The following is a 16,765-nucleotide window of genomic DNA, read 5'->3' on the forward strand; positions in this document are numbered from 1 at the left end:
ATGGTTAAGATCTATGCTCCGGCATCGATTGGCAATGTCAGCGTTGGGTTTGATGTGCTGGGTGCGGCAGTCTCTCCGGTCGACGGCACTCTGCTGGGCGATTGTGTCAGCGTGACCGCGGCGGACAGCTTCAGTTTGCGCAACGAGGGCCGCTTTGTCAGCAAATTGCCCGATGACCCAAAAGAAAATATCGTTTACCAGTGCTGGGAGCGTTTTTGTCAGGAAATGGGCAAAGAGATCCCGGTAGCGATGGTGCTGGAAAAAAACATGCCGATTGGCTCAGGGCTGGGTTCCAGCGCCTGTTCAGTGGTGGCCGGTTTGATGGCGATGAATGAGTTTTGTGGCCAGCCGCTGGATAAAGTGACACTGTTGGGCATGATGGGCGAGCTGGAAGGGCGAGTGTCCGGTAGCGTCCATTTTGATAATGTTGCACCGTGCTATTTAGGCGGGATGCAGCTGATTCTCGAGCAGCCCGGCTATATCAGTCAAGGAGTCCCCGGATTTGACGACTGGCTGTGGGTAATGGCTTATCCGGGCATTAAAGTCTCTACCGCCGAGGCCCGCGCGATTTTACCGGCACAATATCGCCGTCAGGATTGTATCGCGCATGGGCGCAATTTGGCTGGATTCATTCACGCCTGCCACACTCAGCAGCCAAATCTGGCTGCTAAAATGATGAAAGATGTGATTGCCGAGCCTTACCGCACTCAATTGTTGCCGGGCTTTGCTGCGGCACGGCAAGCCGCGCAGGATATTGGTGCGCTGGCCTGTGGTATTTCCGGTTCTGGCCCAACACTGTTTGCGGTCTGCAATGATACCGAAACCGCACAGCGTATGGCTAACTGGCTACAAAATCATTACCTGCAAAACGACGAAGGTTTTGTTCATATTTGCCGTCTGGATACCGCAGGCGCACGACTACTGGGATAACGCATGAAACTGTATAACCTTAAAGATCACAACGAGCAGGTCAGCTTCGCGCAAGCGATTAAGCAAGGCCTGGGCAAGCAGCAAGGGCTGTTTTTCCCGTTGGAGTTGCCAGAGTTTGAGCTGACAGAAATTGATAAACTGTTGGATCTGGATTTTGTCACGCGCAGCAGCCGTATCTTGTCTGCATTTATCGGCAATGAAATTGCGCCGGAAGTCTTAACTAAGCGCGTCCAGGCTGCTTTTGAGTTCCCAGCTCCGGTTGCTCAGGTTGAGAATGATATCGCGGTACTGGAGCTGTTCCACGGCCCAACATTAGCCTTTAAAGACTTTGGTGCCCGTTTTATGGCGCAGATGTTGGCTGAAGTGGCAGGCGATCAGCCGGTGACTATCTTGACAGCAACCTCCGGTGATACCGGGGCGGCAGTGGCCCATGCATTTTATGGTCTGAAAAATGTTCGTGTGGTCATTCTTTATCCGCGTGGCAAAATCAGCACGCTGCAAGAAAAACTGTTCTGTACGCTGGGTGGCAATATTCACACCGTGGCCATTGAGGGTGATTTTGATGCTTGTCAGGCGCTGGTCAAACAAGCCTTTGATGATGAAGAACTGAAACAAGAACTGAGCCTTAACTCTGCTAACTCGATTAATATCAGCCGCTTGCTGGCACAGATTTGCTATTACTTTGAAGCGGTGGCTCAGTTACCGCAAGAAGCACGTAACCAGTTGGTTATCTCCGTGCCGAGTGGCAACTTTGGTGATTTGACCGCCGGTTTGCTGGCGAAATCCTTAGGTTTGCCGGTAAAACGCTTTATCGCCGCCACCAATGCCAATGACACCGTGCCGCGCTTCTTGGTTAATGGGCAGTGGCAGCCGAAACAGACGGTAGCGACCTTATCGAATGCCATGGATGTCAGTCAGCCGAATAACTGGCCGCGTGTTGAAGAGCTTTATCGTCGCAAAATCTGGCAATTAAAAGAATTGGGCTACGGCGCGGTCAGTGATGATATCACCAAAGACACCATGCGCGAGCTGGCGGAGTTGGGCTATATCTCAGAACCTCATGCTGCCATTGCTTATCGTGTGTTGCGAGATCAGCTACAAGACGGGGAGTTTGGATTATTCATCGGGACGGCACATCCGGCGAAATTCAAAGAAAGTGTTGAAGAGATTTTGGGCCAAGAATTACCGCTGCCAAAACCACTGGCGGTGCGGGCGCAATTACCTTTGTTATCTCATGATTTACCGGCAGATTTTGTGCAACTGCGGACTTTCTTGATGGCATTACCGAAATAATTGCTCTCATTGAGAGATAAAAATCAGAGGGCCACATACTGGCCCTTTTTGCATTTTAGTGCTGTTCAGCCCGCTTAAAAACTAACTCATTTTTCGCCGATAACCCAGCATCAAACTCATAACCTTCCAGATTAAAATCAACCAGTTGCTCTGGTTTTGTTAGCTTGTTCTGAATAATAAATCGGCTCATCAGGCCACGGGCTTTTTTGGCGTAGAAACTGATAATTTTATATTTGCCATTTTTCTCATCTAAAAAGGCCGGTTTAATCAGTGAGCCGGCCAGTTTGGCGGGCTTCACGGCCTTAAAGTATTCATCAGAGGCGAGGTTAATCAGCACGTTATCGCCTTGCTGCTCCAGTGCTTGATTCAGTTTCTCAGTTATCTGGTCGCCCCAGAATGAATAGAGATCTTTGCCGCGCGGATTAGCCAACTTGATCCCCATCTCCAGCCGATACGGCTGCATTAAGTCTAGCGGGCGCAATACGCCATAGAGGCCAGAAAGCATGCGCAAATGCTGTTGGGCAAAATCAAAATCAGCAGCGCTGAAATCCTGAGCTTGCATACCGGTGTAGACATCGCCTTTAAAGGCCAAAATGGCCTGACGCGCATTGTCTGGGGTAAAATTGGGTTGCCATTCGCCGAAACGGGCGGCATTCAAGCCGGCCAGTTTGTCGCTAATTCCCATTAGGCTGCTAATTTGCACTGGGGTCAGTTCACGGCAGATCTCGATAAGCTGTTGTGACTTATCCAACATTTCTGGCTGAGTAAATTTCTTGGTTGCTAACGGACTTTGATAATCAAGGGTTTTAGCCGGGGAAATTACAATAAGCATAACGACATCCTAATGAGCCAAATAAGACACTGTAGCAAAAAGCGCCAGCCAGCGAAAAGAAGATTGGGCGATTGCAGAGATAGATGGGCTGCTTTGTCAGAGATGCTATAGTTTAGCTAAATCGTCTCAGCACGTTAGGAATGGATAAAGTTGCTATTAACCTACCGGTTTCACGCTGTTTTGAAAGGCGAAAACGGTTGCGAACCGAATACTGCGCTTTTGCGGTTTTTTTAATCAGTTTAACTGCCTTGCACCAAGGCTTACGCATGTTATTATCAAGACAAGGCAGGTGTCGAAATCGCTAATATTGCGAAACGGCTAACATTCCGAATGAGATAAAGCGCCATTTCGGCAATATACTCTTTCGACAAGCATAAAAGTTGCGACATGCCAAAAGTTCATGCACAAACGATGAGAAACGACAACATGACCGATAAACTTACTTCCCTACGTCAAATCACCACTGTAGTAGCAGATACTGGGGATATCGCGGCAATGAAGCTGTATCAGCCGCAAGATGCAACTACCAACCCATCATTGATTCTGAATGCTGCTCAAATTCCTGAATACCGCAAGCTGATTGACGACGCTATTGCTTGGGCGCGCGAACAAAGCAGCGATCACGCTCAGCAAATCGTGGATGCCACTGACAAACTGGCGGTTAATATTGGTTTGGAAATCCTGAAACTGATCCCAGGCCGTATTTCTACTGAAGTAGATGCCCGCCTGTCTTACGACACCACTGCCAGCGTGGCAAAAGCTAAGCGCTTGATCAAACTGTATAACGAAGCTGGTATCAGTAATGACCGCATTCTGATCAAATTGGCCTCTACCTGGCAGGGTATCCGTGCTGCAGAGCAGCTGGAAAAAGAAGGCATTAACTGTAACCTGACTCTGCTGTTCTCCTTCGCTCAGGCGCGTGCTTGTGCTGAAGCAGGTGTGTTCCTGATTTCACCGTTTGTTGGCCGTATTCTTGACTGGTACAAAGCCAATGGCGACAAAAAAGAGTTCGCACCACACGAAGATCCAGGTGTTGTTTCTGTGACCGAGATTTACCAGTATTACAAACAACACGGCTATAAGACTGTCGTTATGGGCGCAAGCTTCCGTAATCTGGGTGAAATCATCGAACTGGCTGGTTGTGACCGTCTGACTATCGCGCCATCGCTGCTGAAAGAGTTAGCAGAAAGCGAAGGCCCGGTAGAACGTAAATTGTCTTATACCGGTGAAGTTCAGGCTAAACCTACGCCACTGACTGAAGCTGAGTTCTACTGGCAGCACAATCAGGACCCAATGGCGATTGATAAGCTGGCTGATGGCATTCGCAAATTTGCTGTTGATCAGGGCAAGCTTGAGAAAATGATCTCAGACCTGCTGTAATTTGACTGGCGGTGATTGATTCTCCGCAGTTATTTGACGAAAAAGGTGGCGTAAGCCGCCTTTTTTATTGCCTATACCCTAAATAATTTGAGTGGCAGGAAGTTGGCAACTGAGTGAACCCAATGGGTTGAGATAACTCAATGATTTGGGTAAACAAGGGCAGCGAACACACATGAGATTTGAAGGATGACGGGTATATAACCTGAGGCTAGCAGCAGTTCCAGTAACATGGGGTATGCTATTATTCGCCACAGATAAAGGGTTTTCGTCGAGGTAGTTATATGAATACATTGCGTATAGGTTTAGTTTCCGTCTCTGATCGCGCATCAAGTGGGGTATATCAGGATAAAGGCATTCCAGCACTGGAAGAGTGGTTGGCAAGCGCGTTAACCACTCCTTTTGACATAGAAACCCGCCTTATCCCCGATGAGCAAACTCTGATTGAACAAACCCTGTGTGAATTAGTTGATGAGATGGGGTGTCACTTGGTATTGACCACCGGTGGTACAGGCCCGGCAAGGCGTGATGTCACCCCTGATGCCACCTTGGCTATCGCCGATCGGCAAATGCCGGGTTTTGGTGAACAAATGCGCCAAATCAGCCTTCATTTCGTCCCTACCGCTATATTATCCCGGCAGGTAGGGGTTATCCGTAAGCAGGCATTGATTATCAACTTACCGGGGCAGCCTAAATCTATCAAAGAGACCCTTGAAGGAGTGAAAGATGCTCAGTCGAAGGTTGTCGTTGCGGGTATTTTTGCCAGTGTGCCTTATTGCATTCAACTACTGGATGGGCCTTATATAGAGACCAATGCTAAAGTGGTAGCGGCTTTTCGTCCGAAGAATGCAATTATCGATATAAAAAGCTAAATTAAAACTTTTTACAACATAAGATACCATTCTGTGAGTGTGGGGAATTTTGTACGGTATAGTCATATTTACTTTACAAAAAGCTGAAAATATTTTTCTTCCCCTACTCTGGTTTATTACGGTGTCATATGTCTCAAGAACACAGTCTATCTCAAGTCGACTTATCGCAACCTCATGTTGCCCAACAAGATAATCATAATCGTCGGCTAAATAAGCAAGATTATAAAACCCTCACCTTGGCTGCGTTAGGTGGGGCGCTTGAGTTTTACGATTTCATTATTTTCGTCTTCTTTGCTGCGGTTATCGGCGATCTTTTCTTCCCAGTCGATATGCCTGAGTGGCTGCGTCAGGTACAGACATTCGGTATTTTTGCGGCGGGTTACCTGGCGCGTCCGCTGGGCGGCATTATCATGGCGCATTTTGGTGACTTGGTTGGCCGTAAGAAGATGTTTACTCTCAGTATTCTATTAATGGCATTGCCAACACTCGCGATTGGTATGCTGCCGACGTATGCTTCTATCGGCATTGCAGCTCCGCTGCTGTTGCTGCTAATGCGCGTATTGCAAGGTGCGGCAATTGGTGGTGAAGTTCCCGGTGCATGGGTATTTGTCGCGGAACACGTACCGCGTCGGCGCATTGGTATTGCTTGCGGTACTTTAACTGCGGGTTTGACGGCAGGGATCTTACTGGGGTCACTGGTGGCCACTGCGATGAACACGACCTTAAGTCCTCAGGCTATTTTAGATGGTGGTTGGCGTGTACCGTTCTTCCTCGGCGGGATTTTCGGCTTGTTCGCCATGTATTTACGCCGTTGGTTACAGGAAACCCCAATCTTTAAAGAAATGCAGGCACGTAAAACTTTAGCTGAGGAGCTGCCACTGAAATCTGTGGTGGTCAATCATAAGAAAGAAATAGTGGTTTCGATGCTGCTGACTTGGTTGCTGTCTGCCGGTATCGTAGTCGTTATCTTGATGACCCCGACTTATTTACAGAAGCAATTCGGCGTACTGCCAGCACTGGCATTACAAGCAAACAGTCTGGCTATTGTCGCGTTGGTATTTGGTTGTGTGATTGCGGGTCTTGTTATTGACCGTTTCGGTGCGAGTAAAACCTTTATTGTTGGTAGCCTGATGTTGGCGGTGTCGACATGGTCGTTTTATCATACTAATCTGACTGACCCTGGTCAGTTATTTACACATTATATGTTGGCTGGATTCTGTGTCGGTATCGTCGGCGCAGTGCCATATGTCATGGTGCGCGCATTCCCGGCTGAGATTCGTTTTACTGGAATTTCTTTCTCCTACAATGTGGCGTATGCCATTTTTGGTGGGTTGACACCTATCGTGGTGACCTTATTGATGAAGGTGACTCCTATGGCCCCCGCGTATTACATGTTGTTGTTATCGCTGGTGGGATTCTTGTTAGGAATCTATCTACGCAATGATATTAATAGTGATGTGAAAATTCAGATGTCAAAGAAAGCCTTGGCTGAGTAAAGGCCGCTCAGAAATAAGTACAAAGCCAATTTTAATAAAAAGAGCTCAAAAATTATGAGCTCTTTCGATATTCATGTTCTTATAATTCATCGTTGAAAGCGGCCCCAATGAACGTAAATCCGACCTTTTGTTTAACGCGAGCTGAGGGCTGGGAAATAACTTCCGAATATAATGTTCTGGCGCTTTGCTGCTGTAAATATCGAGCCAATTCTCTGACTGCAGCCGTTCCTGCTCCTCTCACTGTTCCGTCTCTATCGGGTGATAATACAAAATTTGGAAATGTTGCAGATGCCACTAGTTCAACCTCATTTCGACTATTGAACCTATCTGCGACAATTATCGTGACAATTTGTCCCCGCAATTTGACGACTACATATATTTCCCCAGGACGCTGAATGAGTAACCTACGGTGAATAATACTGGTAACTATGTGTCCGGCATGTAGCAGTTTACTGAGTGAGGTATTTGTATCGCTCGCACTGGCCGCGCTAGCTTCTTCCATATGAGTGCCTTGATACTCTTGTCCCCATTGAGCTATTGTTTCCCTGAGTTTTTTTCGCATAGCTTGTGAATTGGCAATTTCGATATCCGACAGTCTTTTTTCCTCCTCGGGAGAGAGTGTGGGGATAATTTCCACTTCAAATTCTAATTCAGGGTGTTCTACTGCAATACCTTGTTCCATAATGGTTGGTATTGTTGGGGTATAAATAAAGGTATCGAGTAACAACTCATAAATACCAAGTGGTAATAGTTCTACTGCGGACGGATTTTCACTGGATGAGTAATAAATACTATAATTAATATAACTCAGTTGTGCATAATCAAAAGCACTTTTAACATTTCTGATAGAGTTTTCATGACTGTTATCTGTTATCTTTTCTCTGATATTTTTAATTAATCGACTTTCTAACTCTGTGTTTTGCACTGCAACTCCAGTGCTTCCTGTTCTTATAGTAGAGTCTATCACCCTACCAAAGAAATCCGAATTCCAAGTTTCTAAACTATTGCCAAATAATAAAGTGAAGTCAGTCATTATATCTAATGTCCAGTCTATGCACGGAGGCCTTACTTGTCGTATTTGGCGTGAACTCAGAATAGAATAGATAGAAATATTGCAAGCTTTTATTGTGGCCGGTAGGCTGAGGGATTGGCTATAAGTTGTGTTGTCGATATAAGTGAGATTCATGTTGTTGCTTATGCTATCGGATATTTCTTTATCTACAAAATCATTATTTTTTAGTGGGGTGCTCTTTCCTGCAATATGTAATGTTTTCCCTTTTGTATTACTGTGAAAAAATTTATCCGCACTGAATACGATACTATCCAATTGTTGGCACTTGTCTTGCGTAATATAATTATAGATATTCAAAAAAGGGGTGAAAAAACAGATGATCTGACTTATTTGTGTTAAGTCTCTTTTTTCCCATCTTTTATCACCAGTATCTGCGGTAAGTATCGATTTTTCAAGAATTAATGGAGTATCTTCATTGAAGTTATTTATTATTATTTCTGGTTGTATGTTAGTTTCGGAATCCCAATTAAAGGATATAATGGGTGACGTATCCACAACGTTATGTTTCAGTGTTTGAACGAATTGAGTTTGTACCGTATCTTTTTGTATTTGTATAATGAATGATAGATTATCGATATTAATATAACGGTCAAAATAAAATTTATTAGTCATTTTATGATCAGAGAGTATAATTTGTCTTTTATTTAAAGTAATGTTCGGGCCGTTATATAAATTAAGCGTATAATTATCGTGTTCCCCAAGATCGCTTGTGTTAAAAACAAGTAGAATCTGTTTGTTTTTTAAACGCTCGTCATCCCAATACTTACCAAAAGCATCGATAAGATCTATTCTATAGCTGTCGCTAATAACGCATTGTTGATCGCAACTAAGGCCTTCATTTTTTGATACTCTGATGCTAGTAATGGCATCACTCATTCGTAGGGCTTTTAAGCTATGATTAGCCATGCTCTCTGTTAATGAAAAAAAAGGAGAATGGAAATTATCATTCTTATATATCTTAGCCATCATTCCTTGGGGGACTGTTATGGATTTAATACTATCATTATGAATGGGTAATACTTCTCGGCCAGACTCAATGAGGGGTTCGCTATCATTATATAAATCTATCTGTTGGTTTGATGCTAAACAGGTGCTATCCCCTTGGAATTTATCTTCTGTATAAAAACAGATGGCAGGTTCTATTTCGTATGAGTTTATTGTGTTATATAACCCAGATAACTTTAATTCTGGCAGATTAATATCATTCTTTAATGTTGTTTTTTTTCCAGAAAAATCGACGCCATCATAAAGGGTCACAATCATCCCGGGCGGGACAGAGATTGATTCTATTTTATTATTAAAACCATCATTGAAAACTGAGTTTGATTCACTTTCTGCGGAGCAAAATGATTCTCCACCAAAATCCGCTAGTTCATAAAAACAAACTTTAGCTTTATATGAATAGGCTGGTTGCGATATTATTGATACAATCATTATTAATAGTTTTATGACTATTCGCATAGGCGAATCCTTAATTTTAGGCATTGCGTTATCTATAGGGGGCGATGTTATATGATGCTATCCCTCTTCACATTATTTATTTTTATTGTTCTTATTTATTATTTTATTGTATTGATTTTAATGAGGCTATTTATTTTTTAGAACTAATGTATAGATATAAAAAAACACTCTGAATATAAATGTTCAGAGTGTCATTAAATATAAACTTTCTCAGTGGACTGTAATTAAGCTACAGATTGCACATGCAAAGTCTGGTTTGGTTCACCAATTGGCAGGACCGTACGGCCATATTGTTCGTTCAAAACTTCAGCCATGGCCAGGTAAATAGCGCTGGCACCACAAATAATGCCTTCGAAACCGGCGAAAACCAGCAGCGAATGGTTGCCGGTGAAGTTACCGACCGCCAACAGAGCAAACAGTAGCGTCAGGCTACCGAAAACAAACTGCAAAGCGCGGTTCGCTGGCAAGGTACCGAAGAACATAAACAGTGTGAAGATACCCCATAGACCTAAATAAACGCCGAGGAACTGTGCGTCGGTGGCTTCTGCCAGACCCATTTTGGGTAACATCAGCAAACCGACCAGGCTCAGCCAAAATGCGCCATATGAGGTAAATGCAGTTGCAGCAAAAGTATTGCCTTTCTTATACTCCAGCATACCTGCCAGAATTTGTGCCAAACCGCCATAAAAAATCCCCATACTCAAAATAACAGAGGTTAAAGGGAAGAAGCCTGCATTGTGCAGGTTAAGCAAGACGGTAGTCATCCCAAAACCCATCAGGCCTAATGGGCCAGGATTCGCCAACTTGGTGGTGTTCATAAGTCCTCTGCAAGTAACAGAATGCTAAAAAAAATGGATAATTATCCGAATAAGTATAAATCGCCTGAATGACCAAGAAGTCGTCGATATCCCTCAGTGCGCGCGGCATCATAATGATCCGCGCGGTTGGAAACAATGATCTGGAGAGTAATAAAAAGTAATTTTTTTTCATCTCCCCCCTTGATGCTGCGTTTCGTGGCCCCATCTTATTTCCAACCGCAGGGACTAATTACTCTTCAATGGAGACATACATCAGCAGAATGCTGGGTATGAAAGCATTGATTATGAAAATACGGGCAGTTGAAAATCAACAATTCGCCCACATATAGATTAGTAACTTGACCGAATATGACTTTTTAGTGGAGGCGTTTTAGATGGGTAAAATTATTGGTATCGACTTGGGTACTACCAACTCTTGTGTAGCAATTATGGATGGTACTAAAGCACGTGTGCTGGAGAACAGCGAAGGCGATCGCACCACGCCTTCTATTATTGCTTATACCCAAGATGGTGAGATTCTGGTTGGTCAACCGGCTAAACGTCAGGCTATTACTAACCCGCAAAATACACTGTTTGCGATCAAGCGTTTGATTGGCCGTCGTTTCCAGGACGAAGAAGCACAGCGTGATAAAGACATCATGCCGTACAAAATCGTGGCAGCTGACAATGGTGATGCGTGGGTTGAAGTAAAAGGCCAGAAAGTTGCACCGCCGCAGATTTCTGCTGAAGTGCTGAAGAAAATGAAGAAAACAGCTGAAGATTTTCTGGGTGAACCAGTTACTGAAGCGGTTATCACTGTACCTGCATACTTTAACGATGCTCAGCGTCAGGCAACTAAAGATGCTGGCCGTATCGCAGGTCTGGAAGTAAAACGTATCATTAACGAACCAACAGCGGCTGCATTGGCTTATGGTTTGGACAAAGAAGTCGGTAACCGTACTATCGCGGTTTATGACCTCGGTGGTGGTACTTTCGATATCTCAATTATCGAAATCGATGAAGTCGACGGCGAAAAAACCTTTGAAGTTCTGGCAACCAACGGTGATACCCACTTGGGGGGCGAAGACTTCGATAGCCGCCTGATCAACTATCTGGTTGATGAATTCAAGAAAGACCAGGGTATGGATCTGCGTACCGATCCACTGGCCATGCAGCGCCTGAAAGAAGCCGCTGAAAAAGCAAAAATTGAGCTGTCTTCCGCTCAACAGACCGACGTTAACCTGCCGTACATTACGGCTGATGGTAGCGGTCCAAAACACATGAACATCAAAGTGACCCGCGCTAAGTTGGAGTCACTGGTAGAAGATTTGGTCAACCGTTCTATTGAACCACTGAAAGTGGCTCTGCAGGATGCTGGCTTGTCTGTTTCCGATATCCAGGACGTTATCCTGGTCGGTGGTCAGACTCGTATGCCAATGGTTCAGAAAAAAGTAGCTGATTTCTTCGGTAAAGAACCACGTAAAGACGTTAACCCAGATGAAGCTGTAGCTATTGGTGCGGCAGTGCAGGGTGGTGTTCTGTCTGGTGAAGTGAAAGACGTTTTGTTGTTGGACGTGACTCCACTGTCACTGGGTATTGAAACCATGGGTGGTGTGATGACTCCGCTTATCACCAAAAACACCACTATCCCAACTAAGCACAGCCAGGTGTTCTCTACTGCGGAAGACAATCAGTCTGCGGTAACCATCCATGTGCTTCAGGGTGAGCGTAAACGTGCTCAGGATAACAAGTCTCTGGGGCAGTTCAATCTGGATGGTATCCAGGCGGCACCTCGCGGCATGGCGCAAATCGAAGTGACCTTCGATATCGACGCCGATGGTATTTTGCATGTGTCTGCTAAAGACAAAAATACCGGTCGTGAGCAGAAGATTACCATCAAGGCATCTTCTGGTTTGAACGAGGAAGAAATCCAGAAAATGGTTCGCGATGCTGAAGCAAACGCTGAAGCAGACCGTAAGTTTGAAGAACTGGTACAGACTCGTAACCAAGCTGACCACCTGATTCACGGTACTCGTAAACAGTTGGAAGAAGCCGGTGACAAACTGCCAGCAGAAGACAAAACTGTCATCGAAGATGCAGTGAAAGCGCTGGAAGCGGCTTTGAAAAGCGAAGATAAAGCTGAGATCGAAGCCAAAACTCAGGCTCTGGTGCAAGTTTCTGGCAAATTGCTGGAAATGGCTCAGCAGCAGCAAGCAGCCGCAGGCGGTGATGCTGGTGATACCAGTGCTAAGAAAGAAGACGACGTCGTAGACGCCGAATTCGAAGAAGTAAAAGACAAAAAATAATAGCCCTTAAGCGGGCACTGCAACAGTAGGCCTTACTGTTGCTGGGAACCAGCACGGGCGTCGAGGAAACTCTACGCCCGTGCACGCATGTTAAGGGTAGGAAAAAAAGAGAATGGCGAAGAGAGATTATTACGAGGTTTTAGGCGTTGCAAAGGGTGCCGATGAACGTGAAATCAAAAAGGCCTATAAACGCCTGGCAGTAAAGTATCATCCGGACCGTAATCAGGATGAGAACGATACCGGCGAAAATTTCAAAGAAGTTAAAGAAGCCTATGAAATTTTGACCGACCCACAAAAGCGCGCAGCATATGATCAGTATGGTCATGCAGCCTTTGAACAAGGTGGCATGGGCGGCGGTGGTTTTGGTGGTGGCGGTGCTGATTTTAGCGATATTTTTGGTGATGTTTTCGGTGATATCTTCGGCGGTGGCCGTCGTCAGCGAGCTTCCCGTGGTTCAGATTTGCGCTATAACATGGATCTGACACTGGAAGAAGCGGTGCGCGGTGTAACCAAAGAAATCCGCATCCCAACGCTAAATGAATGTGATGTTTGCCATGGTAGCGGTGCTAAACCGGGCAGCTCACCAGTGACTTGCTCGACTTGCCGTGGTGCAGGTCAGGTGCATATGCGCCAAGGTTTCTTCACCGTACAACAGGCGTGTCCGACTTGTCATGGCAGCGGCCAAATTATTAAAGATCCGTGCAACAAATGTCATGGGCATGGTCGCGTTGAGAAATCAAAAACACTGTCGGTTAAAATTCCGGCGGGCGTTGATACCGGTGACCGCATTCGTTTAAGTGGTGAAGGTGAAGCCGGCGAACACGGCGCACCAGCAGGCGATTTATATGTTCAGGTACAGGTTAAAGCGCACCCAATCTTCGAACGTGAAGGCAATAATCTGTATTGTGAAGTGCCGATTAACTTCGCTATGGCGGCCTTAGGTGGCGAGATTGAAGTCCCGACGTTGGATGGCCGCGTTAAACTGAAAGTGCCTGCGGAAACGCAAACCGGCAAACTGTTCCGTATGCGCGGGAAAGGGGTTAAATCTGTTCGTGGTGGTAGCCAAGGTGACTTGCTCTGCCGCGTTGTAGTTGAGACTCCAGTCCACCTAAGTGAAAAACAGAAACAATTACTGCGCGAACTGGAAGAAAGTTTTGTTGGCGCTGCGGGTGAGAAAAACAGCCCTCGCTCTAAAAGCTTTTTAGACGGTGTTAAGAAATTCTTTGATGACTTGACCCGCTAATCATGGCTAAGCAGTTAACCTGCTAATAAAAATGAAAATTAAAAATCCTCGATAAATATCGGGGATTTTTTTTCATTATTTGGTGTAAAAATATGTGATGCATATGCTCAATTGATCGGTTTTTTCGAGTATTACTTGCCATAAAAACGACTTTTTTCGAGTTAAGGGTTATCCTAAAATTCATGAATTGATTTGTCGAGCAGCAGCTCATTGTCTGATGTAAGGAGCTATTCATTGTGACAAACATTATTCGTCAATTTTTACGCCAAGAGGCCGCGGGCGGTCTGATTTTAATTTTTGCCGCCATCGTCGCCTTATTTATGGCTAACAGCGCTCTTCAAGGGGCTTATCAATCATTTTTAGATGTCCCGGTATCGATAAAAATTGCGTCACTGGATATCAGCAAACCGCTGCTGTTGTGGATTAATGATGGCTTAATGGCCGTATTCTTCTTGGTTGTCGGCTTGGAAGTTAAACGGGAGCTGATGGAAGGCTCACTGGCGGGGCGCGATAAAGCCGTTTTTCCGGCGATTGCTGCTTTGGGCGGTATGCTCGCCCCGGCCTTGATTTATCTACTGTTTAATGGGGCTGATGAAGTCACTCGCCAAGGTTGGGCAATTCCAGCTGCAACCGATATTGCTTTTGCATTGGGTGTGATGGCATTACTGGGGAACCGGGTTCCAACCAGCCTAAAAGTCTTTTTACTGGCATTGGCCATTATTGATGACCTGGGCGTCATCATTATTATTGCATTGTTCTATACCCATGAGGTTTCTCTGCAAGCTTTAGGGATTGCCGCCGCCGCTATTGCTTTGCTGGGCTATATGAACTGGCGTGGGGTGGGGAAAACATCCGCCTATCTGCTGGTCGGATTGGTTCTGTGGGTCTGTATTCTTAAATCAGGAGTACACGCGACCTTAGCTGGTGTGATTGTCGGCTTTATGATCCCGCTGCACACCAAAGATAAGCGCTCGCCTTCGGAATCATTGGAGCATGGTTTGCACCCGTGGGTTGCCTATTTGATTCTGCCGTTATTTGCTTTTGCCAATGCGGGAGTTTCGTTGCAAGGCGTTTCAATCGCTGGATTGACATCGCTATTGCCTTTGGGGATTGCGAGCGGCCTGTTTATTGGTAAACCACTGGGGATTTTTCTCTTTAGTTGGCTCGCGGTTAAGTTAGGGATTGCTAAACTGCCCGATGCCATCAACTTTAAGCAAATTTTTGCGGTGTCAGTGTTATGCGGTATCGGCTTTACTATGTCGATATTTATTGCCTCGCTGGCATTCGATGGGGCCGATCTTGCTTTGCTTACCTATTCTAAGTTGGGCATATTACTAGGTTCCACCACCGCAGCTATTGTGGGTTATAGCTTGTTGCGCCTGGCTTTGCCGGCAAAGAAGAAATAACTTATTGATTAATATTTGAATGGCCAGTACCGCTCGTCAAGGTACTGGCGTTCTACCTGATGGATTTCTAGGCTAAGTCTCGGAACAGGGAATGTTTAGTCGTGCATAGGGCTGTATCTACTCTAAATAATTCGAGTTGCAGGAAGGCGGCAATTGAGTGAATCCTGATGAGCTTACACAGATAAGTGATTCGGGTGAGCAAGAGCAGCCAACGCATATGCAGCTTGAAGTATGACGAGTTTATAGCTCGCCGATATGTTAAGGAGATAACAACATGCGAATGTCGCACATCAATTTCAATCATCTTTATTATTTTTGGCAGGTCTGCAAGGAAGGCTCTGTCGTAGGCGCGGCTGAGGCTCTGTTTTTGACGCCACAAACGATTACCGGGCAAATTAAAGCATTGGAAGAGCGTCTGGGCGGTAAATTGTTTAAGCGCCAGGGGCGTGGGCTGGTGCCATCAGAATTGGGGCAATTGGTCTTTCGCTATGCTGATAAGATGTTCATGCTCAGCCATGAAATGCTTGATATCGTTAACTATCGTAAAGAATCTAACTTGTTATTTGATGTTGGCGTTGCTGATGCTTTATCCAAGCGCTTGGTTAGCCAGGTGCTGGAAACTGCCGTGGTGGATCATGAAAAAATTCATTTACGCTGTTTTGAATCGACCCACGAAATGCTGCTGGAGCAATTAAGTCAGCATAAGTTGGACATGATACTGTCTGATTGCCCGGTGGATTCCAGTCAGCAAGAGGGGCTATTTTCGGTGAAGCTTGGCGAATGTAGTGTGAGTTTTTATTGTCGCCAGCCCATTCCAGATTTGCCTTTCCCGGCTTGTTTGCAACAAAAACGTTTGTTGGTGCCCGGTCGCCGTTCAATGTTGGGGCGTAAATTATTAAACTGGATTAACAGCAAAGGCCTACAAGTGGAAATTCTGGGAGAATTTGATGACGCGGCGTTGATGAAAGCCTTTGCTATCTATAACAATGCTATTTTCGTTGCGCCAACTCTGTATGCCGCAGATACCTATGCCAAAGATGACGAAATTGTAGAAATTGGCCGTTTAGATAATGTGCAGGAAGAGTATTACGTTATTTTTGCCGAGCGCATGATTCAACATCCTGCGGTGCAGCGGGTATGTAACAAGGATTTTTCCGCACTTTTTAGCGGTTAAACCGATTGATTCGAATCGTAAGTGGCATAGCTATCAGCTATTCGTAGCTAGCATTAGCTTTACGATTTGATGAGTTAGCCAAATTTTAGATATAAAAAAACCGGCCTAGGCCGGTCTTTTTACGAAGCAGCCAACATAATGCAATTACTGCATTGCGTTGATTTGCGCTACTAAGTTTGACTTATGGCGCGCTGCTTTGTTTTTGTGGATCAGACCTTTACAGGACTGACGATCCACGATTGGTTGCATCTCATTAAATGCTTTTTGCGCTGCGTCTTTATCGCCAGCTGCGATTGCCGCATACACCTTCTTAATGAAGGTACGCACCATTGAGCGACGGCTAGCGTTATGCTTGCGGCGTTTCTCAGACTGTACGGCGCGTTTCTTAGCTGATTTGATATTAGCCAAGGTCCAACTCCCAAATATATTCTATTGAGGACAATTCAAAGGCCGAGGAATATGCCCTTTTAGCCTTCGTTTGTCAATGGATTTGTGCAAATAAGCGC

General features: G+C 45.3%; 13 protein-coding genes. 9 read left to right on the forward strand and 4 right to left on the reverse strand.

Going from position 1 to position 16,765, the window contains the following annotated elements; all coding sequences use genetic code 11:
* Together thrB and thrC are read left to right on the forward strand one after the other, a co-directional pair.
* Positions 1-930 carry a homoserine kinase gene (thrB, locus tag DXZ79_RS03470; RefSeq protein ID WP_038639828.1) on the forward strand — a complete coding sequence of 310 codons (930 nt, stop codon included), beginning with the start codon at positions 1-3 and terminating at the stop codon, positions 928-930.
* Positions 931-933: 3 nt separating this feature from the next.
* Entirely contained in the window at positions 934-2,223 is a 1,290-nt protein-coding gene (gene thrC / locus DXZ79_RS03475; protein WP_038636451.1) for a threonine synthase, read from the forward strand.
* 55 nt (positions 2,224-2,278) lie between these two features.
* Here the strand turns inward: thrC and yaaA are convergent, their stop codons facing one another.
* Positions 2,279-3,055, reverse strand: coding sequence for a peroxide stress protein YaaA (gene yaaA, locus DXZ79_RS03480; protein ID WP_050291582.1), 777 nt, complete (start codon positions 3,053-3,055; stop codon positions 2,279-2,281).
* Positions 3,056-3,481: 426 nt separating this feature from the next.
* On the opposite strand from yaaA, the gene tal reads away from it, so the two are divergent.
* The 3 genes from tal to DXZ79_RS03500 all read left to right on the forward strand — a co-directional run bounded on the left by tal (position 3,482) and on the right by DXZ79_RS03500 (position 6,800).
* On the forward strand, positions 3,482-4,435 hold the full coding sequence (tal, locus tag DXZ79_RS03490) for a transaldolase (protein WP_038636445.1): 954 nt from the start codon (positions 3,482-3,484) through the stop codon (positions 4,433-4,435).
* A 281-nt stretch (positions 4,436-4,716) separates the two neighbouring features.
* Positions 4,717-5,304 (forward strand): molybdopterin adenylyltransferase, encoded by a 588-nt coding sequence (mog, locus tag DXZ79_RS03495; RefSeq protein WP_038636442.1) that lies wholly within the window; start codon positions 4,717-4,719, stop codon positions 5,302-5,304.
* Positions 5,305-5,432: 128 nt separating this feature from the next.
* Positions 5,433-6,800 carry an MFS transporter gene (locus DXZ79_RS03500; protein ID WP_038636439.1) on the forward strand — a complete coding sequence of 456 codons (1,368 nt, stop codon included), beginning with the start codon at positions 5,433-5,435 and terminating at the stop codon, positions 6,798-6,800.
* 79 nt (positions 6,801-6,879) lie between these two features.
* On the opposite strand, the gene DXZ79_RS03505 is transcribed toward DXZ79_RS03500, so the two are convergent.
* Positions 6,880-9,333, reverse strand: a complete 2,454-nt coding sequence (locus tag DXZ79_RS03505) for a peptidase inhibitor family I36 protein (RefSeq protein WP_038636435.1) — start codon at positions 9,331-9,333, stop codon at positions 6,880-6,882.
* Between the two features lie 224 nt (positions 9,334-9,557).
* Positions 9,558-10,151, reverse strand: coding sequence for an acetate uptake transporter (gene satP, locus DXZ79_RS03510; RefSeq protein WP_038636432.1), 594 nt, complete (start codon positions 10,149-10,151; stop codon positions 9,558-9,560).
* 374 nt (positions 10,152-10,525) lie between these two features.
* Here satP and dnaK point away from each other — a divergent pair, with 374 nt between their 5' ends.
* From dnaK to nhaR, 4 genes are all read left to right on the forward strand, one after another.
* On the forward strand, positions 10,526-12,436 hold the full coding sequence (dnaK, locus tag DXZ79_RS03515) for a molecular chaperone DnaK (RefSeq protein WP_050291585.1): 1,911 nt from the start codon (positions 10,526-10,528) through the stop codon (positions 12,434-12,436).
* Positions 12,437-12,548: 112 nt separating this feature from the next.
* The gene (gene dnaJ, locus DXZ79_RS03520) at positions 12,549-13,679 is read left to right on the forward strand and encodes a molecular chaperone DnaJ (RefSeq protein WP_038636426.1); all 1,131 of its coding nucleotides are present in this window, start codon (positions 12,549-12,551) and stop codon (positions 13,677-13,679) included.
* 236 nt (positions 13,680-13,915) lie between these two features.
* Positions 13,916-15,085, forward strand: coding sequence for a Na+/H+ antiporter NhaA (gene nhaA, locus DXZ79_RS03525; RefSeq protein WP_038636423.1), 1,170 nt, complete (start codon positions 13,916-13,918; stop codon positions 15,083-15,085).
* A 274-nt stretch (positions 15,086-15,359) separates the two neighbouring features.
* Positions 15,360-16,259: a transcriptional activator NhaR gene (gene nhaR, locus DXZ79_RS03530; RefSeq protein WP_038636420.1), complete on the forward strand. Its 900-nt coding sequence runs from the start codon at positions 15,360-15,362 to the stop codon at positions 16,257-16,259.
* 144 nt (positions 16,260-16,403) lie between these two features.
* Here the strand turns inward: nhaR and rpsT are convergent, their stop codons facing one another.
* Positions 16,404-16,667, reverse strand: coding sequence for a 30S ribosomal protein S20 (rpsT, locus tag DXZ79_RS03535; protein WP_002220715.1), 264 nt, complete (start codon positions 16,665-16,667; stop codon positions 16,404-16,406).
* Positions 16,668-16,765: the final 98 nt, after the last annotated feature.

The organism is Yersinia rochesterensis (assembly GCF_003600645.1).
GTDB lineage: Bacteria > Pseudomonadota > Gammaproteobacteria > Enterobacterales > Enterobacteriaceae > Yersinia > Yersinia rochesterensis.